Below are 26,301 nucleotides of genomic sequence, written 5' to 3'. Positions count from 1 at the left end.
AATGTATATTTTTAAATAAAGATAATTTTACCTGTTTAAAATTTTAAAACAAAAAAAATATCTTTTTTATTTGGATTTAAAAGAAATTATATTTTAAATTTGCCAAAAAATTTAGATAAATAAATGGAAATAGAAATTTCCTCATGCGAACATCTAATGTATGTGAGTGAAATACAGCAGGAAATGTACGATTCTGCACAGCGTAGAGGAACGGGGATCGCAAAACGTTCCATAGAATATTTGAGTAAGAAGATTTCAGAAGGCAATGCTGTGGTTGCCACTGAAAACGGTGAGTGGGTAGGTTTCTGTTATATAGAGACCTGGTCGCATGGGAAGTTTGTGGCCAATTCGGGGCTGATTGTGTCACCGAAATTCAGGAACGGGGGAGTAGCGACTCAGATCAAGCAGAAAGTTTTCCAGTTATCTAGAGACAAATATCCGGATGCGAAAGTATTTGGATTAACAACAGGTTTGGCAGTGATGAAAATCAATAGTGATTTGGGATATAAACCCGTGATCTATTCTGAACTGACTCAGGATGAAGAATTCTGGAACGGATGCAAGAACTGCGTGAACTATGAGATTTTAATGATGAAGGAACGCAAAAACTGTCTGTGTACAGCCATGTTATTTGTTCCGGAAAACGATAAAAAAAAAGAGGAGGTAGTGAATAATCTGCCTGAAAATAAATATGATGGAATGATTCAGAAAGATTTTGATGAATTCCATGTGACCATTAATAAAAATAAAAAGAGTCCAGATGAAAAAGAAAGTCATCTTAGCGTTTAGCGGAGGTTTAGATACTTCCTACTGTGCTAAATATCTTAGTGAAACACTAGGGTATGATGTGTATGCTGTTACTGTAAACACCGGAGGTTTTTCAAAAGAAGAAGAAAAAGAGTTGGAAAGAAAAGCCTTAAACCTTGGAGTAAAAGAGTACAGGTGCGTAGACGCTCAGGAAGATTACTATAATTCATGTGTGAAATATTTGATTTTCGGGAATGTATTGAAAAATAATACATATCCTCTATCGGTAAGTGCTGAACGTACTATTCAGGCGCAGGAGATTGCAAAATATGCCATTGAAGTACAGGCAGATGCCATTGCTCACGGAAGTACAGGAGCTGGGAATGATCAGGTTCGTTTTGATCTCATCTTCCAGGTAATGTGTCCGAATATCGAAATCATTACGCTTATCCGTGATATGGCTTTATCCCGTGAGGAAGAGATTGAGTTTTTGAAGCAGCATGGGTATGAAATGGAATTCCATAAAGCTCAATATTCTGTTAATAAAGGACTTTGGGGAACTTCAGTAGGTGGTAAAGAAACTTTAACTTCAAGAAATTACCTGCCGGAAGAAGCTTTTCCGTCCCAGATTAAAGAAACTCAGCCTTCAGAACTTGAAATTGAGTTTAAAAACGGAGAAGTTATAGCTGTCAATGGAGAAAGCTTTGACCACTGTGTATACGCCATTCAAAAAATAGAAGAACTGGCTTCAGCATATGGAATTGGCCGTGATATCCATGTAGGTGATACTATTGTTGGGATTAAAGGACGTGTGGGGTTTGAAGCAGCTGCAGCATCGGTGATTATCAAAGCGCATCATTTATTGGAAAAACATACGCTTTCAAAATATCAGCAAATGATGAAGTCGCAGTTATCCGACTGGTATGGAAACTGGCTTCATGAAGCGCTTTTCTTAGATCCTGTGATGAGAAATATTGAGTCTTTCCTGACAGATTCTCAGAAAACAGTAACCGGGAAAGTATTTGTAACTCTTCATCCTTACAGATTTATTTTGAATGGAATTGAATCTGATCATGATCTGATGTCCGACAAATTCGGAAGCTATGGAGAAGCGAACAGAGCATGGACAGGCGATGATGTGAAAGGATATACGAAGATTGTAAGCAATTCTTTAAATATTTACCACCAGATTAACCAAAATATCAACTAGTTCCGCAAGGACGATGTAATGAAAGGCAGAACAAAATGCTGTCAGAATTAAAATGAAGAAAACAGTAGGAATTATTGGTGCCAACGGTTATACAGGAAGTGAGCTGATACGCTTACTGGCTTTTCATCCCCATGTGACATTGAGTTTTTTATATAGTCGTTCGAATTCGGGAACAAGAATTTCGGATCTGTACCCGGATTTAACGACGGTTTGTGAAATGGTTTTGACGGATAAATCTGAAGACGTAGATATTCTTTTTCTGTGTCTTCCGCATAAAGAAAGTCAAAACTGGTTAACGCAGAACCCTGTCAAGGATGAAACGCTGGTGATTGATCTTGGAAACGATTTCCGCTTAGAAGGAAATTTCGGAAGCAGAAATTTTATCTACGGATTGCCGGAAATTAATAAAAAACAACTAGTGGGTGCTAAAAGTATTGCGAACCCGGGATGTTTTGCTACGGCCATTCAGTTGGCTTTGTTGCCATTGGCGGAGAAAGAAGTGTTAAATGAAGTTTTTACTACAGGAATTACAGGTTCTACAGGAGCCGGGCAGTCTCTGCAGGCAACGACTCATTTTACCTGGAGAAATGATAATGTTTCAGCCTATAAAACATTAACTCATCAACATGTGGATGAGATTTTGCAGCAGCTGATTGCATTCAATAATAAAGAAGTAAACCTGAACTTTGTTCCTTGGAGAGGAGATTTTGCAAGAGGGATTTTTACAAGTTCCACCATGAAGACGGAGCTGGAGCTGGAGGAAATAGAACATTTGTATCAGGATTTTTATGCAGAGGAGCCTTTTGTTACAGTAAGCAGGAAGGCAGTGGATTTAAAGCAGGTTGTCAATACCAATCGCTGTGTGATTCAAATCGAAAAGAGTGGAAATGTTGTCGTTATTCACTCAGCGATTGACAATTTGTTAAAAGGTGCTTCGGGGCAGGCCGTACAGAATATGAATCTGGCTATGAACTGGGAGGAAAATGCAGGATTAAACCTGAAACCGATAGCATTTTAAATTGACGGTAAGTAATTGAGAATTTTAACAGAAAGTAAATCCGACTTAGGAAAATGGAGCGTTAAGAAAATTAATTCTATGAACGTTAAGAAAATTCTACTGTTCGAAGTGCGAGGAAAATAGAAAACCGAAGAACCAATTCGGATTTCGCACAAGTTTTAGAATTTTTAGTGAATAGAACTAATTTTTAACGGAAGTTTCCAGGTCTTGAACTTTTGTTTCTTTTGTTTTAAGACAAAAGAAAAATAAAAAATAAAAAAATGAATTTATTCAACGTATATCCATTATTCAACATAAATCCGGTTAAAGCACAGGGATCTTTTCTGTGGGATGACAAAGGAGAGCAATATCTTGATTTTTACGGAGGTCATGCTGTGATTTCTATCGGGCACAACCATCCACACTATCAGAATAAGCTGAAAGATCAGCTTGAAAAAATTTCTTTCTATTCCAATTCTGTTCAGAATGAATTGCAGACGGAGTTAGCGGAAAAACTGGGTAAACTTTCAGGATATGAAGATTATAACCTTTTCCTGTGTAATTCCGGAGCAGAAGCCAATGAAAATGCATTGAAGCTGGCTTCATTTCATAACGGAAAAAGCAAAGTGCTTTACTTTTCAGGCTCATTTCACGGCAGAACCTCTGCAGCGGTTTCAGTAACTGATAATCCGAAAATTGTAGCTCCGGTTAATTTTTCTGAAAGATTCATCAAATCAGAATGGAATGATATACAAGAGCTTGAAGAAACCTTTGAAAAATTTGGAAATGAAATTTCATCCGTAATCATCGAAGGAATTCAGGGAGTAGGAGGAATTATGATTCCAACACCGGAATTTTTATCTAAAATCAAAGAATTATGTGAAAAATATGATACTGTTCTTATTTTGGATGAAGTGCAGTCCGGGTATGGGAGAAGCGGATATTTCTTTGCGCATCAGGAATTTGGTGTAGAAGCAGATATTATTACTACGGCTAAAGGAATGGGAAATGGTTTCCCTGTGGGCGGAGTTTTAATCCATCCTAAATTCCAGGCAAGCAACGGTTTGCTGGGAACGACATTTGGAGGAAACCACCTTGCCTGTGCCGCTTCTATTGCTGTGCTGGATGTCATGAAAGATGAAAATCTTCTTGAAAATGCGCAACAGATGGGTGAGTATATTGAAAATGAAATTAAAGATTTACCACATATTAAATCTATCCGAAGGAAAGGATTGATGATCGGAATAGAACTCGACAGAGACTGTTCAGAAGTAAGGAAAGAATTACTGTTCGATCATCATATTTTCACTGGAAACTCTAATGATAAAAGTGTTTTAAGGATTCTTCCGGCACTGAATATCAAAAAAGAGGAAACGGATCTTTTCATCAATGCTTTGAAAGCAGTGCTTGGAAATATTTAAACCATAAAAGTCACAAAAGAATTTAAACACTTAAGTGATTTTAAGAAAATACTACAGGCTTAAGAAGTGCACTTAAGTTTTCGAAAATCTTTGATTTTCTTCTTCTGTGAGCTTATATATTTTCAAAATAATCAACTTTTAAAACTTAAGTGTTCTAAAGTGTTTTAGTAAAAACTTTTGTGCCTTTTGTGGTTAGATCAACAATCAATGTGTAAACACAATCTTTAAAATTAGTTTAAAATGAAAAAATTTACCTCTGTAAGTGATGTAGAAAACTTACAGGAAATCATAAAAAAAGCTTTACAGATAAAAGCAGACCCCCTTACTGAAACACAAAAAGGAAAGGGAAAAACAATCGGACTTGTATTTTTAAATTCAAGTTTGAGAACCCGTCTGAGCAGTCAGATTGCAGCTCAAAATCTTGGGTTGAATGTATTGACGTTAAATGCAGCACAGGAAGCCTGGAATCTTGAATTTGCTGATGGAGCGGTAATGAACGGAGACACGGTAGAACATATCAAAGATGCTATTGAAGTGTTAAATCAATATTGTGACATCATTGCGGTACGTTGTTTTGCAGGGATGAAGAGCAAAGAAGATGATGTGAATGAAAGCATCCTGACCCAGTTTGAAAAGCATGCAAAAGTACCTGTCATTTCTCTGGAATCAGCTACACGCCATCCTTTACAAAGTCTTGCAGATTGCATCACCATTACAGAAAACTGGAAAAAAGACTATAAACCAAAAGTAGTATTAACATGGGCGCCACACATCAAGCCTATCGCTCATGCTGTTGGAAATTCTTTCGCAGAATGGATGCAGGAAATGGATGTGGAATTGGTGATTGCTAATCCCGAAGGGTATGATTTAGATAAAAACTTTACCAAAGATGTGAAAGTAATCCATGATCAGGATGAAGCGTTGAAAGATGCAGACTTTATCTATGTGAAGAACTGGTCTTCTTTTGATGATTATGCTGCAATGCCAGAAGTGAAGGGAAACTGGATGCTCACGAATGAAAAATTAGCCAATACCAATAATGCGAAAGTAATGCACTGCCTTCCGGTTCGCCGTAATGTAGAATTGAGTGATGAGGTGATGGATGGAGACCATTCTATCATTTATCAGCAGGCAAAAAACCGGATTTTCTCTGCACAAGCCGTATTCAGTGAAATTTTAGATGAATTAAAAGCTTAAAATAATCCTTGTTAAGGTTCAAAACCTTGACAAGGATAGAAAAGATCAAGTATCCCAAAATGTTTACAATGAAAGAAAAGTTATACATCATAAAAATTGGCGGAGCTTTAATTGATGATGAGGAATTATTAAGCCAATTCTTAGAACAGTTTTCTGAAATTACTGAAAAGAAAATCCTTGTTCATGGCGGTGGCAAGCTGGCAACAACGCTGGCTGATAGACTGGGCATTGAGCAGAAAATGATCAATGGCAGGAGGATTACGGATAAAGAAACTTTGGACATTGTAACGATGGTGTATGCGGGAGGAATTAATAAAAATATTGTTGAAAAGCTGCAGCAGAAAAAATGCAATGCCATAGGATTCTCGGGGGCAGACGGAAATTTAATTAAAGCTAAGAAAAGAGAACATCCTGAAATCGATTTTGGATTTGTGGGGGATATTACCAAGAAAAGTGTAAACAGAAAGCTGGTTTCAAAACTCATCAAACTGGATCTTGTTCCTGTATTTTCTGCGATTACCCACGACAGAAAAGGAAATCTTTTCAATACCAATGCAGATACCATTGCTTCTGTGATGGCGCAGGCTTTGTCTGAGAAATATGAAGTTGAACTGTTGTATTGTTTTGATAAAGAAGGTGTTTTGGAAGATGTGAATGATCCGGAATCGGTGATCAGAAGTGTCAATGAAGAAGAATTCACGGTATTAAAAGAAGAAGGAAAACTTCATAAAGGGATTTTACCCAAACTTGAAAATGCTCTTGGAGCGATAAAAAATAATGTAAATAAAGTGTTTCTGATCAAAGAAACAGAACTGAAAAACTATATAGAAAATCATCATGCAGGAACTGAAATCTGTTTATAATAAAGAAGAACTGTTGAATAACGCGGTCGGATTGCTTAAAAATTTGATTGAGATTCCTTCATTCAGTAAAGATGAATTCAATACGTCGGTAGAGATTGAAAATTTTTTCAAAAAACATCAGATTCCTACCAAACGTTTTAAAAATAATATCTGGGCGGTGAACAAACACTTTGATGTGTTTAAGCCTTCCGTTTTACTGAATACCCATCACGATACGGTAAAGCCTAATAAAGCTTATACACTTGATCCGTTTGTACCGATCGAAAAAGAAGGTAAACTGTTCGGATTGGGTAGCAATGATGCAGGAGCTTCTCTGGTTTCTATGGCACAGGTTTTTTTACATTTTTATGATAAAGAAGATTTAAAATATAATTTAGTTATTGCTTTGACGGCAGAGGAGGAGATTTCAGGATTTGATGGAATCGAAGCCTTATTTCCGCAGCTACCCAACATAGAACTCGCCATTGTAGGAGAACCCACGCAGATGAACCTGGCGATTGCAGAAAAAGGACTTCTTGTGATTGATGGAGAAATGAAAGGTACTCCTTCTCACGCCGCTCATCCTAATGATGATAACTCAATTGTAAAATGTATGCAGGATCTGCAGAATATTCTTTCCTTTAAATTTCCGAAGGTTTCAGAATATCTGGGCGAAGTTAAAGTTACTTTATCAGGAATCCATGCAGGAGTACAGCATAATGTGGTTCCGGAATCGTGCAATTTTACATTGGATGTGAGGGTAACGGATGAATATTCCAATCAGGAAGCATTTGAAATCATTCAGTCTCAGATGAAATCTACATTAAAAGCAAGATCGTTCAGGCTGAATTCCTCCAAGATCGAAATGGATCACCCGTTTGTAAAAGCAGGAATTGAAGTCGGAAGGACAACCTATGGTTCACCTACTTCCTCAGATCAGGCGATTATTCCATGTACATCAGTGAAAATAGGTCCTGGAGACAGCAGGCGCTCTCATACAGCAGATGAATTTATCTATATCCATGAAATAGAAGAAGGAATAGAAATTTACATCAGCATTTTAGAAAAAGTGTTATAAAAATGGAAGATGGGTGTAGGAAGAGGGAAGTTTTTGCAGTATGTTATTAGCTTCCTGCCTCCAGCCTCAGGCTTCCAGCTCAATATATGTTTTGACTCCGTCCGGCGGGCTCTAGAAGTTCAGTTTTTAATAAGATTTATGCAAAAAGAAAATTAAAAATGAAAGCTTTACATAAGGAAATGTTTTTTTATAGTTATTAGTAATAAGGATTGCCTTGCCGGGCATGTCAAAACCAACAAATATTTAAATCAAATATTATCATGAAAAAAATATGGCAGAAGGATGACCTTGCCACCAATATATTAGTCAATCAATTTACAGTCGGTAAAGATCTTGACTTCGACGAGCGTTTAGCCAAATATGACGTTAAAGGTTCTATGGCACATTGTAAAATGCTGGCAGAAACCGGCATTATTACAAAAGAAGAATCAGAGCAGATGTTATCTGTTTTAAATAGTATTTTAAATCAAATTGAGGATGGGACTTTTGAAATTGATAAAGAAGCTGAGGATATCCATTCTCAGGTAGAAGCGATCCTGATTGAAGAATTAGGAGATACGGGAAAGAAAATCCATACGGCACGATCAAGAAATGATCAGGTTTTACTGGATATCAAATTGTATTTATTGGATGAAATCCGTGAAATTACAGCTCTTACAGACGAGTTTTTTCAGATTTTAATTCAGCTGGCAGATCAGCATAAAAATGTTCTGCTTCCGGGATATACCCATTTCCAGATTGCGATGCCTTCATCATTTGGGTTGTGGTTCGGAGCTTATGCAGAAGCGCTTTTGGATGATGTGGAAATGCTGTTTTCAGTGAAGAATATCATTAATAAAAATCCACTGGGATCAGCAGCAGGTTATGGTTCGTCTTTTCCGATCAATCGTGAAAGTACCACCTATAACTTAGGCTTCCAGTCCATGAATTACAATTCTGTGTACGCTCAGATGACCCGTGGAAAGTCAGAAAAAATGCTGGCCATGGCGATGGCCACTTTAGCGGGAACGCTTGGCAAGTTCGCTTATGATGTATGTCTTTATCTGAGCCAGAACTTTGATTTTATCAGTTTTCCAAAAGAATTTACTACGGGAAGCAGTATTATGCCGCACAAAAAAAATCCGGATATCTTTGAGCTGGTTCGTGCACGATGCAACAGAATTCAGTCACTTCCAAACGAACTGATCCTTTTAACAAGCAATCTGCCTTCAGGATATCACAGAGATGTACAGCTGACAAAAGAAATTCTTTTCCCTGCGATAGATTCTTTAAAGGAATGTCTGGAAATCTTAAGCTATACTTTACCGAATATTAAGGTGAAAGATGGGATTCTGGAGGACGAGAAATACAAATACCTTTTCAGTGTGGAAAAGATCAATGAAGAGGTGAAAAGCGGAAGTTCTTTCCGTGATGCTTATGTAAAAGTAGGGCAGGAAATTGAAAACAATACGTTTGAATTTGAACCCGGAAATCTTGAACATACCCATCAGGGAAGTATAGGAAATCTTTGTCTGGATAAAATAGAATATCAGTTCAATAAACTGAAAAATAAATTATTGGGTTAGAATCTAAGCCATTAGGATCATCAAAACTTAGGCAAAAATCAGTAGAATTTCTAAAATTATTTTAGCCTGCTGTCTTTTCGTTGTGGAAGCCTTAATCTTAAATCTTATCTGCTTAAGTGATCTTAATGGTTGGATTTTACTCTGCTCTTTGAATTTGATGATTGATCTTTAAACTGACTATGGTTGGAAATTGAGATTAAATCTGCTGTATAAAATTTTACCGGAGATAAAATCTTTGCGCCTTACAGCATAAAGTTTATAAATTTCTTTTGCGTCTTTGCGTTTTCTAACAAAATAGTAGAAATGAAAAGGTTGGTATACGCAAAGGCGCAAGGAATTGTATAATAAATATTACTCTTTTAAGACGCAAGAAAATCAAAGATTTTCAGCAATTGAAATAGGAATGAATAATGAGTTTAAAATAGAAGGGATTATTCCAGATCAATTTTAAATTTGGTAGATTTTTTTACCTCGTGAAGGACAATGGAACTGTGGTACTGCCCGATATTGGGAATGTTTGAAATAACATTAACCGCAAATTCGTTATAAGAATTGATGTCCTTGGCAATAATCTTCAACATATAGTCGTACTCTCCGGAAAGACTGATGATTTCCTGTACTTCATCATATTTTCCGATATGGTTCTCAAAAGTTTCCAAAACTTTCTTGGATTGTTCCTTGAGACGCACATTACAATAGACTACAATATTTAAACCCAGTTTTTCACGGTTTAAAAGTCCCACATACTTCTGAATGATCCCCTGCTTCTCCAGTTGTTTGATTCGCTCATACGTAGGAGTAAAGGTAAGACCTATCTTTTCGGAAATTTCTTTTACCGATAATGTAGAGTCTTCCTGAATAATGCTGAGAATCATTTTGTCTTTTAAATCCATAGAATAAATTTGAGTGTTAACAAAAATATTAATTTTAAATGAGAATAAGGAAAGACTGAAGTTTTTAATTTATTTTAAACATAATTTTTGCCAGTTCATAAAATTGTTGTATCTTTGCACCTAATGAATAAAAAAGCATTTATATCATTAGATTTACCGGGCGAAAGCGCCCTTTACGATATTTATTGTTATTAGCGAAGATTGTTGTCTTCGCTTTTTTTATGCCCAAAAATTAGAATTATGTTTACGATTACAGAACTAAGCACCGAGAGAATCAACAGTATACTGACAGAAGCACTGGCTTTTGCAAACGGTAAAACTGCTAAAATTGAAGGAGAAGTTTTTTGCTCAAATCTTTTCTTCGAAGACAGTACAAGAACGAAAACAAGTTTTGACCTTGCAGAAAGAAAACTGGGACTTCAGGTAGTTCCTTTTGATGCATCACACAGTTCGGTAAACAAAGGTGAGAGTCTTTATGACACCGTAAAGACTATTGAAAGTATAGGAGTAAACCTTGTAGTGATCCGCGATAAGAAAGACAGATACTTCGAAGAACTGAAAAATATTAACATTCCGGTGATCAACGGAGGAGACGGAACAGGAAACCACCCTTCACAATGTATGCTGGATTTGCTGACTATCTATCAGGAATTCGGAAAGTTTGAAGGATTGAAAGTAGGAATTGTAGGAGATGTAAAACACAGTCGTGTAGCCAACTCAAATGCAGAGGCGCTAAGAAGACTGGGAGCCAAAGTATACTTCTCGGGACCGGAACAGTGGTTTGACGAAGGAGCCCTGATCAACGGAACTTATATGTCAGTAGATGAACTGATCGGCGAAGTGGATGTGTTAATGCTATTAAGAATCCAGCACGAAAGACACGATTCCGCAATGAGTTTCACCGCTTCAGAATACCATAAAAGATATGGTCTGACGAAAGAAAGAGAAAAGGCGATGAAAAAAGAAGCAATCATCATGCATCCGGCTCCCATCAACAGAGGAGTGGAAATAGATTCGGATCTTGTAGAATGCGAAAGATCAAGAGTCTTCAAACAAATGCAAAACGGAGTATTCGCAAGAATGGCCATCCTAAAAGGAGCATTGGAAAGCAAAGGGTATACTTTTAAATAAGAACCAAGGTAAAAGAACCAGGGTAAAAGTAAAAAGTAAAAAGGTAAAGAGCCCTGTAAGGGCGGCCTGTTAATAGCCATAGAAACAAAAGGATTTAGATAATCCTAACCCCGTAGGGGCGACCTGCTAATAGCAATGGGTGAAACCCATGGAAATAAAAATGATTAAAAAAATCTGAGCCCTGTAAGGGCGACCTGTTAATGACATATAATAAAATAATAAGAGATAAAAGTTTAAAATGAAGAAAAAATTAATACTGGAGTCCGGTGAAGTGTTTCATGGAGAAGGTTTCGGAGCAGAATTGGAAACTGCAGGGGAAGTAGTTTTCAATACCGGAATGACAGGGTATCAGGAATTGATTTCTGACCCATCGTATTGCGGTCAGATAGTTTGTATGACCTATCCGCTTATCGGGAATTATGGTATTAACCGTGATGATTATGAAAGTATCGAGCCGGCAATCAAAGGGCTTATCGTAAAAGAACTTTGCGATCTTCCTTCCAATTTCCGTACTCAGATCACTTTAGATGAATTATTTAAAAAGAAAAACCTTTCAGGAATTTCAGGAATCGACACCAGAAGACTGACAAGAGTTCTTCGTAACCATGGAGTAGTAAAAGGAAAAATTGTAAATGCTGATGCTGACGAAACGGCAGTAGCTTCTGAATTGAAATCAACAACTTTCCCTACCAATCAGGTTGAGGAGGTTTCTACAAAAACACCTTATGCTAATCCAAACAGAGGTTTCAAAGTAGTATTGGTAGATTTCGGAGCCAAACTGGGAATTATCAGAGAACTGTCTCAAAGAAACTGTGACATCATCGTGGTTTCTCAGGATACCACAGCAGAAGAAATTCTATTGATGAATCCGGACGGAATTATGTTGTCAAACGGTCCTGGTGACCCTGAAGATGTACCACATGCTTTAGACATGATCAGAGGATTATTAGGAAAAGTCCCAATCTTCGGAATCTGTTTAGGACACCAGTTAATTGGTCTTGCTTGCGGAGCAAAAACTTTCAAACTGAAATTCGGACACAGAGGAGGAAACCACCCGGTATTGGATCTGGAGAAAAATACAGTAGCCATTACTTCTCAAAACCACGGATATGCGGTAGATCAGGAAAGTTTAAAAGGGACAGACCTTATCGAAACGCACATCGCCCTGAATGACAGAACAAACGAAGGATTAAAACACAAAATCCACCCTTGCTTCTCCGTTCAGTATCACCCTGAAGCAAGCCCGGGTCCTGAAGATGCAAACTACCTGTTTGACGAGTTTATTGATTTAATGTACCAATTTAAAAATGTACCAGTTTAACAATAATTAAAATGATCAATTTCGAAAACAATCCTTTAATAGAAAAAACTGTTAAGTTCTCATTAGATATTATAGAGTTCTGTGAATTATTGGAAAGTAGAAAGAAATTTGTTATTGCTAAACAATTATTACGTTCTGGAACAAGTATTGGCGCAAATTCTTTTGAAGCACAAAATCCCTACAGTAAAAAAGATTTTGTGAATAAAATTAAAATTGCTGCTAAAGAGCTTGAAGAAACAAAATATTGGTTATATCTGTGTAAACATTCTCAAAGTTATCCATTTAATGAGAACTTGGAAACACAGATTATAGAAATTGGAAAAATTATTTATAAAATTTTAAGCACAAGTTTATCAAATGAAAACGGACAGTAACATTGTTATACTGTTAGATTGATAAATTGTTACATTTTAAACCCCTATGAAAAGAAACGATATAAAAACAATTTTAGTAATCGGTTCAGGACCTATCATCATCGGTCAGGCAGCTGAATTCGATTACGCAGGAACGCAGGCTTGTCTGTCTCTGAAAGAAGAAGGCTACAAGGTAATTTTGATCAACTCAAACCCTGCAACGATCATGACGGATGTGGAAATCGCTGATAAAGTATATATCGAGCCGATTTCATTACAGTTTGTAAGCCACATCATCAGAAAAGAACGTCCGGATGCTTTATTACCAACTCTTGGAGGCCAGACAGGTCTTAACATGGCGGTAGAACTGGAGAAATCAGGAATTCTTGAAGAGTGCAAAGTGGAAGTATTGGGAACCAAGCTTTCTGCCATCAACAGAGCAGAAGACAGAGACCTTTTCCGTGAGCTGATGAGAGAACTGAACGAGCCGGTACCGGAATCTGATATTGTCAATACGGTAGAAGGAGCGCTTGCTTTCGCAGATGAAATCGGATATCCTGTAATTGTTCGTCCTGCCTTTACAATGGGAGGAACCGGAGGTGGTATCGCTTCCACAGAAGCTGAATTGAAAGAAATCGCTGAATTGGGATTAAAGCACAGCCCGGTTACACAGTGCCTTATTGAAAAATCAATCGCAGGATTCAAAGAAATTGAGTACGAAGTAATGCGTGATGCAAACGACAACGCCATTGTGGTTTGTAACATGGAAAATATAGACCCTGTAGGTGTTCACACAGGAGACTCTATCGTAGTTGCGCCTTCTCAGACGCTTTCAGACAGAGAATATCAGCTGCTGAGAAATGCTTCACTGAAAATCATCAGAGCATTAGGAATTGAAGGAGGATGTAACGTACAGTTAGCTTTAGATCCGCATTCATTCGATTACTATATCATCGAAGTAAACCCGAGAGTTTCCCGTTCATCAGCATTAGCAAGTAAAGCAACAGGTTACCCGATTGCAAAGATTGCTGCAAAGATTGCTGTAGGATTGACTCTGGATGAAATCATGAACCCGGTAACAGGAAAAACATACGCATGTTTTGAGCCGGCTCTTGACTATGTGGTAACAAAATTCCCAAGATTCCCATTCGATAAATTCGAAACGGCAGACAGAAGACTTTCTACTCAGATGAAAGCTACTGGAGAAGTAATGGCAATCGGAAGAAACCTTGAAGAATCATTACAGAAAGCGATTCGTTCACTGGAAACAGGAATCAAGCATTTAGGTTTAAAAACCAAGCAGGCTCAGGCACTTACTGCTGAAGAAATCGAAAGAAGAATCAGAGTATGTGATGACGAAAGATTATTCATCATCGGGGATGCTTTAAGAAGAGGATACGACTGGGAGCAGATCGTAGAATGGAGTAAAATTGACAAGTTCTTCATCTGGAAGCTGAAAAAACTGGTTGACTTCGAAAAAGTAATCGCTGAAAACAAATTCGATAAAGAAACCCTGATTGAAGCGAAGAGATTAGGCTTTGCAGACATCAACATCGCAGTTCTTTGGGATGTAAAAGAGCGTGAGGTTTTCAACTTCAGAAAAGAAAACGGAATCATGCCGGTGTACAAAATGGTAGACACCTGCGCCGCTGAGTTTGAAAGTGAAACACCTTACTTCTACGGTACGTACGAAGAAGAAAATGAAAGTGTAGTTTCTGACAAAGAAAAAATCATCGTACTAGGTTCAGGACCAATCAGAATCGGGCAGGGAGTAGAATTTGACTACGCAACCGTTCACTCCGTATGGGCAATCAAAGAAATGGGTTACGAAGCGATCATCATCAACAACAACCCGGAGACAGTTTCTACAGACTTCTCCATCTCTGATAAATTATATTTCGAGCCGCTTACTGAAGAAGATGTAATGAACATCATCGAGCTTGAAAAGCCTAAAGGAGTAGTGGTACAGTTCGGTGGACAGACTGCCATCAACCTTGCAGATAAATTAGCCTCTCACGGAGTACAGATTTTGGGAACTTCACTGGAAGATCTTGACAGAGCTGAAAACAGAGATAAATTTGAAAAAGCACTTCAGGAGCTTGGAATTCCTCAGCCAAAAGGAAGAACTTCAACTTCGAAAGAAGAAGCTATAAAAATTGCCAACGAAATCGGATATCCGGTATTGGTACGTCCAAGCTACGTTCTTGGAGGTAGAGCAATGGAAATTGTATACGCAGAAGCAGAACTGGCTCACTACATGGAAAATGCAGTAGAAGCAAGCCCTGAGCACCCTGTATTGGTAGACAAATACATGGTAGGAAAGGAAATTGAAGTAGATGCCATCTGCGACGGTGAAACGGTAGTGATTCCTGGAATTATGGAGCACATCGAAAGAGCAGGGGTTCACTCCGGAGACTCAATCGCGGTATATCCTCCACAAAATATATCTCAGAGCGAGATTGATACTTTGGTAGACTACACACAAAGACTGGCAAAAGGATTAAACGTTATCGGATTAATGAATATCCAGTACGTTCTTTTCGAAGGAAATGTATATGTAATCGAAGTAAACCCTCGTTCTTCAAGAACAGTTCCTTTCTTATCTAAAATCACGGAAGTTCCAATGGCGAATCTTGCTACAAAGGCAATTCTGGGACAAAAACTGAAAGATTTAGGCTACGAAAACGGATTAGTTCCAAACAAAGAAGGAGTATTTGTAAAAGTGCCGGTATTCTCTTTCTCAAAACTAACGAAAGTTGATATCTCTTTAGGCCCTGAAATGAAGTCTACAGGAGAAGTTATGGGGAAAGATACAACCCTTGAAAAAGCACTTTACAAAGGATTGGTAGCAGCGGGAAGAAAAGTTCCTATGCACGGATCTATTCTGTTCACAGTAGCTGATAAGCATAAAGATGAAGCAGCAGCTCTTGCAGCAAGATTCCATGAAGTTGGATTCAGAATCTGGGCTACGGAAGGTACTGCGAAGTTCTTCGAAGAAAAAGGAATCCCTTGCAAAATCGGATACAAAATCGGAGAAGAAAGTGTAAATCTTATCGACCTGATCCAGAAAGGAAAAGTTCAGTATGTTGTAAATACCACTACAAAAGGTAAGCAGGCAGAAAGAGACGGATTCCAGATCAGAAGAATGAGTGTGGAAAACGGTGTTCCTTGTTTAACTTCAATGGATACGGTAGAAGCCATCTTAAAAGTAATCGAAAGCATGAGCTTCAAAATGGAGACAATGTAATTTCGAGCCAGAATAAATACTTAAATTCCGCAAGTTTTCTTGCGGAATTTTTTTATCATTTAATCTAAACAGAGAGGATTCTGTTTATTTTTGCAAAAGCCATTTAAACTTCAATATAATGAGTATAAAATCAATTACGATAGGATTTCTATGTTGTATTTTCGTAACAGTGCTTTCAGGATGTTCCTGGATAACTGATTTCTATATTCAAAACCTGACTGGATCTAAAAAAATAATTAAGATCAATTACAGTTATCCCATCTCAAAAGCAATTGCTAATGAGGTTAATAGCTTTGCATTTAATTATGAAAATAGAATATTGTCCCCTCGATCTTTCTATAAAATCAAAAATCCAAAGTCTCTTGAAAAAATAGAAATAAAAGATTCTTCCATTGTCCTTGAACTTTATCCAAATTCAACAACAAAAATTTACACAAGCCATAATGGAAGCTGGAGATATCGGATTAAAAGTGTTGAGATTAATGGAACCATTTTTTATCCTTCAGAATTAATAAATAAAAGCAGATATATCAGTAAGGGTTATGTTTATAAAATTAATTAAAAGTTTACTATGAATTTTTATTTGAAAATAAAACAGACTTTTCTAAAAAGCGTAATAGCGTTTATACTTATTATGGGTTTTCAGGCCAAAGCTCAAAAATCCCAGTTTAATATTGTTGGAAACTGGGAATCCATTGATTACTGGAAGAGTAAAGGCAAAGCAGGCTTTACTAAAGATGGATATGTATCTATTACAATTAACGGGGAAGAAATTGACGGCAAGAATTTTATCATTCACGGAGGTCCTAATAATGGACAAAAGGGTGAACTCAAATATAAAATTGATGTGGAAACGACACCAATTCATATTGATTTTATTGCACTAAAAGATAATCAGGAAAAAGGAAGACTGCTAGGAATTATCGTACCTGTTAACGATTCAAAATTCCTTATGCTGATCAACATGAATGGGAAACGGCCTGAAAGTATAGATCATGATGAAACAATGACACTTACAAAGATTAAATGAAATTGATCTGAAAAACAGTTTAAACCTCATACATTTCAGCAATTTATGAGGTTTTTCTATATAAATTCTATAATTTAGTTTAGTCAATATTTCGGTTAAAAAGAATATTGTGGTATTATCAATTATTCTATGAAAAAAACACTATTTGCGCTCACTTTTGTATTAGGAGTTATATGTATTCTCAATATCAATTTTCCATTAAAAAAGCAGGATATCTATGGAAAATATATTAACATGAATTTTGATAAGCCAATTTGCTGTGTGGAAGCTCCTCACACTGCTGATACTTTAGTTTTATATGAAGACAATACATTTAGAAGTAAATTTTATGGAATGGGTACATATAAATTATATAATGGAATAAATCCTGAAATAGAACTTCATTATACTGATTTTGGTCAACCAGCTGCTTACAAAACCTATTTTTTAAATGGGATTTTTGAAAAGCCTAAAATTAGTCTAAATGCAGATTCAAACCATTATTATGAAAAACTTGATTGAAAACACACAACTTTCGATTAATTATCAATTATTTTAATCACATCAACCTAAAAATGCATTTATGTTTGCCGAATTATTTATAAATTAGAGCGTTAAAATTCAAGCTGTTATTATTATTTAAAAACTAATACAATTCCACCAAATCAAAATATAACCATGGCAGAATATTATGCAAAATCAAGCAATTCTTTAACTTTTGAAATTACAAAAGAAGAAAAATTAATTGGGAAACTTGCTTACACAAGTTGGTTTAAATTTAATGCTGTCATTGAAATTGCAAATGGTAAGATCTATCAGGTAGAGCCGAAAGGTTTTTGGGGAACTACCATTGAGCTGAAAGATCAGGAAAGAGTCCTTCTGAAATTCAGAATGAACTGGAACGGGGAAATTGTAGTGCAGACTTATTTTGACGGCGTGAAGAATGGCTATCTTTTTAAACACAGAGGCATTTTTAAAGAATCATTTGTCCTTACAGCTCAGGACGGCATCGAGCTGATGATCATAAAACCCCATCTGAAATGGACTTCTATGAATTACGAATACCAGATCACCACCTCTGATGCCTATGAAACCCTTCCGGAAAAAGAAATTGTTTTAATTAATGCATTGCATTGCGCCAATTATTATATGTCGATGATGGCCGCTGCTGTTATATAAGACAGTTAAATTAAAACTTTAGCAATAAGTTACCTTTATTTTTATTAGCCTTATGGTAAAAAAGAATTGTGTCCTGAGTATTTTCGGACTGCTATTACTATTTCAATGTAATCCTGTTAGCAAAAATTACAAAAAAGAATTTGAAAAATTTGTTTTTGATTCTGATCAGGTTTTATCCAATGGTGATATTTTACATCCTGCTTATGCCTATCTTAAAGATGGAAAATTAAAAGGTCTTGAGTTTAATAATCATCCAGAATGTGGAGAAAATACCAAAAGATATTTTTTTTCTGAAAATGAAAAAATAAAGAAGATTGTTATTGAGAAAAATTATTATAATGAAAGCTGTGGCAAAACTTTTGACTCATTATTCATTATATATCCCGTATTGGGCAAAACAATTGTGTATGCGGATAATACAAACGCAAAAGAAATAGAAGGTAATGTTTTGCGGGAGGAAAAAATTAATATTGATCGCTATATGAAAATGATTAAAAATTGGAAAAATAAATAAAAAAACTTATATATTGATTGAATAAAGGGTTTTCGGAATTTTCGAAAACCCTTTATTTATAGGCTATTCTATGGTAGAAGTTTTATGATTTGTGTCATGTTTTTATTTAGAATTAATAAAAATAAAATAATTTTGTAGAACTAACTTAATTATAAACATGAAAAAAACTATTATTTCTGCAGCTCTATTAGCCGTAACGATGCTGGATGCCCAGGAAAAGGATACCATCAAAGTGGCTGAAATTCAATCCGTATCACTCCAGGGAACTCACAATTACAGAACCAAAAAATCTGAATCTATCGCAAGACTTCCTCTTGAAAACCTTGAAAATCCAACCGTTTACAACCTCGTTCCCAAAGAAATCATCAGTGAAATGGGGGCAATGGACTTCAATACAGCGATGGCTTCCGCACCAGGTGTTGTCGTAAGCAATAGTGTCAACGACAGCGGGAATGATATTTTCATGAGAGGTTTCAGTTCCAATGCCAGTTTCAGAAACGGATTGATTCAAAATCCAAGAGTGCAGTCTGAGATCGCTAATATCGAGAGAGTAGAAGTAATAAAAGGTCCATCCGGAACTTTATTCGGAGGAACATTAGCCAATTATGGCGGTGTGGTGAATATCGTTACGAAAAAACCACAGGAAAACTTCGGGGGAATTATCAACTATACCACCGGAAGCTGGGGAATGAACAGGATCACAGCCGATGTAAATACCCCTTTAAATAAAGAAAAAACGGCATTGGCAAGATTCAATGTCGCAGCCTATTCTCAGGATTCTTTCCAGGATGCAGGCTACAACAAAGGATTATTTTTCTCTGGAAGTGTTTTGTACAAAGTAAGCGACAAAACCACAGTGACACTTGATACCGAGTTCCATGCTCCGGATAAAACATTGAATGCTTATGTAAGAAACTCAGAAAAGCTGACCTTACACACCATGAAAGACCTGGAAGTAGCCTACAAAAGAGCCTTTACAAGTAATGACATTGGTTCAAAAAGAACCAATTTTGTAACAATGGCTGAGGTTACCCATAAATTCAATGATCAATGGACATCAAGAACCTCTTATCAAAGAGGGGAAGCCAATGAAAGCGAATCTATCTTTTTAGTACTCAGATATCTGAATAATAATCAGGTAGAAAGAATGATCCGTCCTTTTGACAGCTTTAAAGTGACCACAGACAATATCCAGCAGAATTTTACAGGAGATTTTAAAATAGCAGGCTTAAGAAACCGTCTGGTAGTGGGAATAGATTACTTCCAGCAAACAACAAAATATCAGTTCCCTTACTATGAGGCCAACGGATACAGTAATGTTTTCATGCCTTATGATAAAGTGAATCTCGACAGCTCTTCCGCATGGGATCCTATCTCAAGAAACAAATTCATGAATAAGGAAAGAAAATCCACAGAATCGGATATTACAAGATTCAGAACCATCAGCGGTTATATTTCCAATGTTTTAAATATCACAGATAATTTGCTGGTAATGGCCAGTTTGAGAGTAGACAGCTATAAAAATGATGATATGGTGGTAAATGGTGTAGAGATCTCTACCAAAAACGGATATCCTGAAAATAAAGTTTCCGGTTACAGCCAGACCCAGTTTTCACCAAAGTTCGGATTGGTGTATGAAATTGTAAAAGATCAGATCTCATTCTTTGCCAATTATGTGAATGGATTTAAAAACTATGCTCCATCACTGAATGAAGTGGGTATCCTGACAAAGTGGGATCCTGAACAGGGAAATCAGATTGAAACTGGTTTTAAAGTGGATCTGTTCCATAAAAAACTACTGACGACCGTGAGTTACTATAATATTAATGTTAAAAACAGACTGGTTGCAGATCCAGGCGGAATAGGAAGTATTCAGGATGGGAATATCAAAAGTCAGGGACTGGAAATAGGCATCATTGCCAACCCTTTCAAAGGATGGAATATCGTTGCCGGATATGGTTATAACGATAACAAATATGATGACCGCAGCAAAGACAGCGGAAAAAGAATTGCCTGGACTCCAAAACATGTTGCCAATCTATGGACAAGCTACAAAATTATGGATGGTGCATATGAAGGACTTGGTTTCGGAGCCGGATTTAATTTTGTAGACCAGACCTATATCAACATCACCAATCATTTTCTTGCTCCTTCTTATACTACGGTAGGTGCAACAGTTTTTTATGACAGGAAAAAATACAGAATCGGTCTGAAAATGAATAATGCGCTGAATGAAAACTACTGGAACTTCTATGGGCAGCCACAGAAGCCTAGAGAAATCCTGGCCAATTTTGCATTCAAATTTTAATAACCAAAACAAAAAATAATCTCAACGAAAATATAGGGATGAAAACCGCAAAGGCACAATGCTTTGATTAATAATAAACAATGTTTCTGATGCCTCAAATATGCTAAAGTAAATGGCATCAGGAATAACTCTTTCACTTTACAAATGCGCCGTTATTATAATCCTTTTGTGCCTTTGCATTTTCTGCTGAAACATGTTGAGTAGATGAAAAACAGATATGGAGAACAAAAAAACTAATCCTAAGAAAAAACAGGGAAAATCCATCACCAAAAAGATCACCGGCTGGATACACCTCTGGCTTGGGCTGGTTTCGGGAATCATTGTTCTTACAGTGACTCTTTCAGGAACTGTCTTTGTCTTTTGTGACGAAATCATTGATCTGTGCGGCGGAAGCGCAAAATATGTCCAGGCTCCGGCTCATGCTGAAAAAATGCCCCCTGAAGAATTGCTTGCTCATTTTCACCAGCAGGTTCCTGAGAGAAAAGCGTTTTATTTTGATACGTACAAAGATGCTGACAGAAGCTTCAGAGTAGCTTCAGCAACGAAGCCACCTAAAGATAAAAGTGCGGACAAGGCAGACAAACCAAAGAAAAAAGGGCGTGGCCCAAGAGGTGTATTTGCCTATCATTATCTCAACCCTTACACCGGAAAAGTAATCGGTTCTACAAAAAGCTATGAGTTTTTCTATATTGTGGCCCATATTCATGCGCAATTACTGGCAGGAAAGTTCGGGAAAACGGTAGTTGGCGTTGCTTCCATCATATTTTTTATCCAGCTCATCGGCGGACTGATTCTCTGGTGGCCGAAAAAATGGAACAAAATCACAAGAACAACCGCTTTTAAAATCAAATCCGGAACAAAATGGCGCAGAAAAAACTACGACTTTCATAATGTTTTTGGATTTTATTCATTGCTTCCCGCAGTGTTTATTACTATTACCGGACTGATCATGGCATACAAGATCTTAACCGATCTTACCCAGCAGGCTTTCGGAGGAGCCGTGGATGCCCATACCATTGCAGAAAAATATGAGCCTAAGTTTGATCCGGAGAAAAAAGCTCTGACCTATACTGATTTTCTTGACAGAAAATTCAAGGAGTTTCCTGATGCAAAACAGTTCAGAATGAGTATTCCGAGAAATGATTCCGCAACGGTCTATCATGTGGTGGCAGCTCAGTTTATTGGTCTGAAAAGCCTTGTCAACGGGAAAAGGATGGAAACCAACAAATACACCGGAAAAGAAATTGATTATCCTGAAGAAGTACAGAAGCACGAAGTGATAGAGCACATGAACTTTGACCTTCATGTAGGGTATTGGGGCGGAATGTTTGGTAAAATATTCACCTTCATTATCGGAATCATCTGTACAAGTCTGCCGGTTACCGGATTTCTGATCTGGTGGGGAAGAAGAAACAAATCGCCCAAAAAGAATAAAGAAATTAAGAACATTCATCAACACAGAAAAGATTCACACCATGAACAGCTGGTTTAAAATTATTGCCCTCTCATTACTTTTAGTATTTACCTCCGGAAAAGCTCAGGACAAACTGATGATAGGAGAGAAACAAAACCTTTTTTCAAAAGTTTTAAACGAAAACAGGGAAATCTGGATTCATCTTCCTAAAACCTATAACGACAATACTATCAATCCTGCTAAATACCCGGTGATCTATCTTCTGGATGGAGAAATCAATTTTGAATATTACACAGGATTAACGGATTTCATTGCCAGAACTCCCTATGCCGACATTCCTGAATGTATTGTGATAGGCATAAAAAATACAGAAAGAACAAGAGATCTTACCCCAACGAAAGCTCAGAAGAAAAGTCCTGTAAACCCTAATATCACTCTTTTTGCAGACAGTGGCGGAAGTGAAAATTTTGTAAAATTTATACAGGAAGAATTGAAACCATTCGTTAATAAAAACTATAGAACGCAGGATTATTCAGTGTTGGTAGGCCATTCTTTCGGAGGTCTGTTTGCGATCAATACCTTCCTTTTACATCCGGATTATTTCAATGCTTATGTTGCGAATGATCCCAGTTTATGGTGGGACAATAAAGTAACCATCAAAAGAACGAAAGAGTATCTGGAAAAGAATAAGAACTTTCCTGCAAAAAAATCTTTGTATGTTTCTCAGGCAGACAATGAAGAACAGCAGAAAAACTGGAACTCCGATATGACCCAGGCTATTGAAGAATTTAAAGGAATGATAGAAAAAAACGGATCATTAAACTATAAACATAGCTTTTTCGAAGGAGAAACCCACGGAACTGTTTCCTATCCCGGAAATTATGAAGCATTAAAGTTTATATTCAAAGGTTTCAGAACCGATATAAAACAACTTGCCAAAAATCCCAAACTGCTTGAAGAAGACTATAAAAAGTTTTCCGAAAAGATGGGAACAGATTTTATTCCTTCAGAGGCCTATCTGAATGTAGTGATCAAATTTATGAAAAGTAATGGTTTTAAAGAGCCCGAAACTTATTTTATGAATCTGAAAGACAACTATTATCCTGAGCAATAATGCATTGAAAATAAAAACCAAATCCGTTTACCAACAGATTTGGTTTTTTATATCTTGATTCTAAAGTAAGCTTTGGCTAAAGCAGATTTATTCTAAAGAACTATCCTCACAGTTTGTCATTCCGATTTCTTTTATTTAGATGATAAGAGTATAGATTCCTACGGAATGGACAACTGAGTGTATAATGGATTATTCCGGTAGAAATCTGAATAATTTTTCAGTGAATTAATGCCTGTTATCACAATTAATCGGGAAATCCTTCTCCTTTTGATCTAAAAAGCTGATGGAAGGACAGCCAAAAGACTGTGCCATGAATCCAAAAATAACAGGAGGCTTTCCTTTGAACAGGTGGCCGGTATATTGGAAAACATTGGCTTCATCAGCATCTATTCCATACAGAGGAAGAAACTCTACGCCATCACTTCCTGCAAGGCTGAAGGTCTTTTCCGCAATTTTTTCCTTACGATCATTGATGACCGCAAGCTTACGTTCTGTGATATTTCCTTCTTCAAGATAATCCTGCAGATAATAGGTCAGATTTTCATATTGTGCCTGGTAGGTTTTTCCCTTGGTAAGTTTGGACTGACTAAAATATTTTCCTGAACTGGCCGCATCAGCTTTTTGCCATTTCACAGCTTTCATTTTATGGTTTACGAAAGGATTTTTATTCCCAAAATAAGCGATAGCATTAGTATAACGGTCGTATTCTGTTGTTTTTTGATGAGTGGCTACCTGGAATCCCATCATATAAGAATCCGGGTCTAAATCCTGATCATCGGAATAAGGACTTAAATAAGCCACGGCTTTTAATTGGCTGACTGGCATTTTTTGAAGTTGATTAGAACCATACTCATAGATGTACAGAGAATCATTTTCTGTGAGATGAATTCCTTCAAGCAGTTTTTTTCTGCTGGGAGCATCCAGTTTAAAATGCTGGCGTTCCTCATAAGTCATATGTTTCTGGTTTTTCATAATAGCTTCAGGTACAGGCTGTACTCCCTTATAGATATCCGAAACAGAAATGAAAATATCAATATCAGAATCTTTTTCTGCAGATGAAATGACAGACAGACTGAAAATATTAAAATCCGTATAATCTATTTTCTCCTCAGTTTTTACCGTTTTTACAGAATCATTTGTTGTTTTTATTTCTGTAACCACTGTTTTTTTCTCTTCTTTCTTACAGCTTATAATAGCCAATGGCAAAAGTAAAAGAGCAGCGGCAGCTTTGGGTTTAATGATTTTTTTTAGCATTAAAGTGTTTATCATATTCTAATTCATTTTGTAATAAGGTTCTGAAAAATATTTGCTGGGTTTAATGTAAGCCATTTTCCTTTCTGCATCAAAGATCCAGATAAATCTTCGGAGCATATCGGCACCGAGATAACTTACATTTTGTGTTTTCAGTTCCCCGGAGAAAAACCCTACGGAAACATCTTTAAACACATTGTTTCCCAATTTAAAATAGGGAAGAACAGCTTGTTGGGTAATTAAAGTTTTGCCTTCAGAATTCTTGAGGGTTTTCTCTCCTGTTATCTTCAATTTTTTTTCAAGTTGTTGTTTTTCAGTGAATTCGTTGCTGTAGAGTATAGCTCCTGAAAACCCGGATTGCAAAACAAAATAGGCTTCCTGCTGCTGATCATCTTCAAGGATATTATCTGCGGCTAGGTAAAATCCTTCATGATCCAGAATGATATTGATGGGTTGGTAGTCTTTCAGATCCGGCATTTTGTCGTAGATCACAAACTGGTTGTTATCGTAATCAATTTTAAATGCTTTCCCTTCAAAAATTCCGGTTCCGATTTTTCCGTCCGCTTCATGACCTGTCAGCTGATTGTCAAAAAAACGCACATTTTCCTGGATGATCTTTCCGATCTCAACAGTATTATTATCGCTGATTTCTTCTTTATTAAAAATAAGATGACCTGCTTTGCGCTTGCTGTCGGGAGAAATTGAATAATCCTTCATGGCGATCTGAAACATCAGATCCAGAGAATCCTTTTTGTTGACAAGGGTTTTGACAATGATATTATTGTGTTTTGTGATCCGGAAGGGGATGGTCTGCTGTGCTTTCATACCATACAATCCGGCAGAAAGCAGTATGAAAAGTACTGTTCTTTTGAGCATTATCAGTGATTAGTGTTTTAAAACTTTAAAATTACCTATTATCTTTGGAAAAGCAAATAATAAAATGAAATGGTTGAAAAATTGCTTCAGAGCGGAATCCATTGGGAAAAGAAAGCATTCAGACGGAATGAGTTTCTGAAGATTTCAGGCAGTACAGATACCTCTATTTATTTTATAGAAAAAGGAAGTGTCCGGATCTTTATGATGGATGAAGATGAAGAAAGGATCATTCGTTTCGGATACACAGGAAATATTATTGTCAGCCTGGATTCCTTTTTGTCGGGAAAGCCTTCGGAACTTTACATTCAGGCGATTAAGAAAACAACGGTGAAAGTAGCTTCGAAAAAGGATTTCTATGCGTTGATACAATCAAATGAAGAACACATGAAATTCTGGATGAGTGTTCTGGAAGATCTCGTACTACAACAGCTTGAAAGAGAAAAAGATCTGCTGATCAATGCTCCCGGAGAACGCTTTGAAAGAGTTTTAAAACGAAGTCCGAAGCTGTTTCAGGAAGTTCCCAATAAATATATCGCCAATTATCTGAGAATGTCACCGGAAACCTTGTCCAGACTGAAAAAATCTTGAGTTCAGTCAAGATTTAAGAACAACCAGATCAGCATATTTGCATAAA

24 protein-coding genes are annotated in these 26,301 nt (G+C 36.8%); 21 read left to right on the top strand and 3 right to left on the bottom strand.

Features of this window, described 5'->3' with window-relative positions; translation table 11 throughout:
* The first annotated feature begins 123 nt into the window (after positions 1-123).
* From AC59HC_RS16770 to argH, 8 genes are all read left to right on the top strand, one after another.
* The gene (locus AC59HC_RS16770) at positions 124-789 is read left to right on the top strand and encodes a GNAT family N-acetyltransferase (protein WP_062670699.1); all 666 of its coding nucleotides are present in this window, start codon (positions 124-126) and stop codon (positions 787-789) included.
* Positions 761-1,957 (top strand): argininosuccinate synthase, encoded by a 1,197-nt coding sequence (locus AC59HC_RS16765; RefSeq protein WP_496559024.1) that lies wholly within the window; start codon positions 761-763, stop codon positions 1,955-1,957. The genes AC59HC_RS16770 and AC59HC_RS16765 overlap by 29 nt, the downstream gene beginning before the upstream one ends.
* A gap of 52 nt (positions 1,958-2,009) precedes the next feature.
* On the top strand, positions 2,010-2,975 hold the full coding sequence (gene argC, locus AC59HC_RS16760) for an N-acetyl-gamma-glutamyl-phosphate reductase (protein WP_496559023.1): 966 nt from the start codon (positions 2,010-2,012) through the stop codon (positions 2,973-2,975).
* A gap of 260 nt (positions 2,976-3,235) precedes the next feature.
* Entirely contained in the window at positions 3,236-4,375 is a 1,140-nt protein-coding gene (locus tag AC59HC_RS16755) for an aspartate aminotransferase family protein (protein ID WP_343642131.1), read from the top strand.
* A gap of 240 nt (positions 4,376-4,615) precedes the next feature.
* The gene (locus AC59HC_RS16750) at positions 4,616-5,572 is read left to right on the top strand and encodes an N-acetylornithine carbamoyltransferase (RefSeq protein ID WP_429815484.1); all 957 of its coding nucleotides are present in this window, start codon (positions 4,616-4,618) and stop codon (positions 5,570-5,572) included.
* Positions 5,573-5,640: 68 nt separating this feature from the next.
* Positions 5,641-6,435 carry an acetylglutamate kinase gene (argB, locus tag AC59HC_RS16745; RefSeq protein ID WP_496559022.1) on the top strand — a complete coding sequence of 265 codons (795 nt, stop codon included), beginning with the start codon at positions 5,641-5,643 and terminating at the stop codon, positions 6,433-6,435.
* Positions 6,410-7,492, top strand: a complete 1,083-nt coding sequence (locus tag AC59HC_RS16740) for a M20 family metallo-hydrolase (RefSeq protein ID WP_343642136.1) — start codon at positions 6,410-6,412, stop codon at positions 7,490-7,492. The genes argB and AC59HC_RS16740 overlap by 26 nt, the downstream gene beginning before the upstream one ends.
* A gap of 260 nt (positions 7,493-7,752) precedes the next feature.
* Positions 7,753-9,057: an argininosuccinate lyase gene (gene argH / locus AC59HC_RS16735; RefSeq protein WP_110011105.1), complete on the top strand. Its 1,305-nt coding sequence runs from the start codon at positions 7,753-7,755 to the stop codon at positions 9,055-9,057.
* Positions 9,058-9,488: 431 nt separating this feature from the next.
* Here argH and AC59HC_RS16730 read toward each other — a convergent pair whose 3' ends face one another.
* Entirely contained in the window at positions 9,489-9,950 is a 462-nt protein-coding gene (locus AC59HC_RS16730; RefSeq protein WP_002980286.1) for an Lrp/AsnC family transcriptional regulator, read from the bottom strand.
* Positions 9,951-10,190: 240 nt separating this feature from the next.
* Between AC59HC_RS16730 and AC59HC_RS16725 the strand changes: the two genes are divergently transcribed.
* The 12 genes from AC59HC_RS16725 to AC59HC_RS16670 all read left to right on the top strand — a co-directional run bounded on the left by AC59HC_RS16725 (position 10,191) and on the right by AC59HC_RS16670 (position 23,540).
* The gene (locus AC59HC_RS16725; RefSeq protein WP_110011104.1) at positions 10,191-11,081 is read left to right on the top strand and encodes an aspartate carbamoyltransferase catalytic subunit; all 891 of its coding nucleotides are present in this window, start codon (positions 10,191-10,193) and stop codon (positions 11,079-11,081) included.
* A gap of 238 nt (positions 11,082-11,319) precedes the next feature.
* Entirely contained in the window at positions 11,320-12,402 is a 1,083-nt protein-coding gene (locus AC59HC_RS16720; RefSeq protein WP_110011103.1) for a carbamoyl phosphate synthase small subunit, read from the top strand.
* An 11-nt stretch (positions 12,403-12,413) separates the two neighbouring features.
* A complete protein-coding gene (locus tag AC59HC_RS16715; protein WP_482384647.1) occupies positions 12,414-12,776 on the top strand; it encodes a four helix bundle protein in 363 nt (120 codons plus the stop codon).
* Positions 12,777-12,822: 46 nt separating this feature from the next.
* Positions 12,823-16,002, top strand: coding sequence for a carbamoyl-phosphate synthase large subunit (gene carB / locus AC59HC_RS16710; protein WP_496559021.1), 3,180 nt, complete (start codon positions 12,823-12,825; stop codon positions 16,000-16,002).
* A gap of 118 nt (positions 16,003-16,120) precedes the next feature.
* Complete coding sequence (locus AC59HC_RS16705; protein WP_496559020.1) at positions 16,121-16,564, top strand: hypothetical protein; 444 nt, start codon at positions 16,121-16,123, stop codon at positions 16,562-16,564.
* A gap of 9 nt (positions 16,565-16,573) precedes the next feature.
* Entirely contained in the window at positions 16,574-17,032 is a 459-nt protein-coding gene (locus tag AC59HC_RS16700; RefSeq protein ID WP_202843825.1) for a hypothetical protein, read from the top strand.
* A 129-nt stretch (positions 17,033-17,161) separates the two neighbouring features.
* Positions 17,162-17,533 carry a hypothetical protein gene (locus tag AC59HC_RS16695; protein ID WP_202843824.1) on the top strand — a complete coding sequence of 124 codons (372 nt, stop codon included), beginning with the start codon at positions 17,162-17,164 and terminating at the stop codon, positions 17,531-17,533.
* A 156-nt stretch (positions 17,534-17,689) separates the two neighbouring features.
* Positions 17,690-18,190: a hypothetical protein gene (locus tag AC59HC_RS16690; RefSeq protein WP_202843823.1), complete on the top strand. Its 501-nt coding sequence runs from the start codon at positions 17,690-17,692 to the stop codon at positions 18,188-18,190.
* 52 nt (positions 18,191-18,242) lie between these two features.
* On the top strand, positions 18,243-18,704 hold the full coding sequence (locus AC59HC_RS16685) for a hypothetical protein (protein WP_202843822.1): 462 nt from the start codon (positions 18,243-18,245) through the stop codon (positions 18,702-18,704).
* A 157-nt stretch (positions 18,705-18,861) separates the two neighbouring features.
* Positions 18,862-21,012, top strand: coding sequence for a TonB-dependent siderophore receptor (locus AC59HC_RS16680; protein WP_496559019.1), 2,151 nt, complete (start codon positions 18,862-18,864; stop codon positions 21,010-21,012).
* A 217-nt stretch (positions 21,013-21,229) separates the two neighbouring features.
* On the top strand, positions 21,230-22,504 hold the full coding sequence (locus AC59HC_RS16675; protein ID WP_496559018.1) for a PepSY-associated TM helix domain-containing protein: 1,275 nt from the start codon (positions 21,230-21,232) through the stop codon (positions 22,502-22,504).
* Positions 22,488-23,540 carry an alpha/beta hydrolase gene (locus AC59HC_RS16670; protein WP_343642155.1) on the top strand — a complete coding sequence of 351 codons (1,053 nt, stop codon included), beginning with the start codon at positions 22,488-22,490 and terminating at the stop codon, positions 23,538-23,540. The genes AC59HC_RS16675 and AC59HC_RS16670 overlap by 17 nt, the downstream gene beginning before the upstream one ends.
* A 225-nt stretch (positions 23,541-23,765) precedes the next feature.
* Here the strand turns inward: AC59HC_RS16670 and AC59HC_RS16665 are convergent, their stop codons facing one another.
* Together AC59HC_RS16665 and AC59HC_RS16660 are read right to left on the bottom strand one after the other, a co-directional pair.
* Complete coding sequence (locus AC59HC_RS16665; RefSeq protein ID WP_496559017.1) at positions 23,766-24,794, bottom strand: hypothetical protein; 1,029 nt, start codon at positions 24,792-24,794, stop codon at positions 23,766-23,768.
* An 18-nt stretch (positions 24,795-24,812) separates the two neighbouring features.
* The gene (locus AC59HC_RS16660) at positions 24,813-25,667 is read right to left on the bottom strand and encodes a hypothetical protein (protein WP_343642158.1); all 855 of its coding nucleotides are present in this window, start codon (positions 25,665-25,667) and stop codon (positions 24,813-24,815) included.
* A 69-nt stretch (positions 25,668-25,736) separates the two neighbouring features.
* Here AC59HC_RS16660 and AC59HC_RS16655 point away from each other — a divergent pair, with 69 nt between their 5' ends.
* Complete coding sequence (locus tag AC59HC_RS16655; protein WP_343642160.1) at positions 25,737-26,255, top strand: Crp/Fnr family transcriptional regulator; 519 nt, start codon at positions 25,737-25,739, stop codon at positions 26,253-26,255.
* Positions 26,256-26,301 lie beyond the last annotated feature (46 nt).

The organism is Chryseobacterium sp. DZ-32, from assembly GCF_059587025.1.
This window is presented reverse-complemented; position numbering and strand designations above follow the sequence as displayed.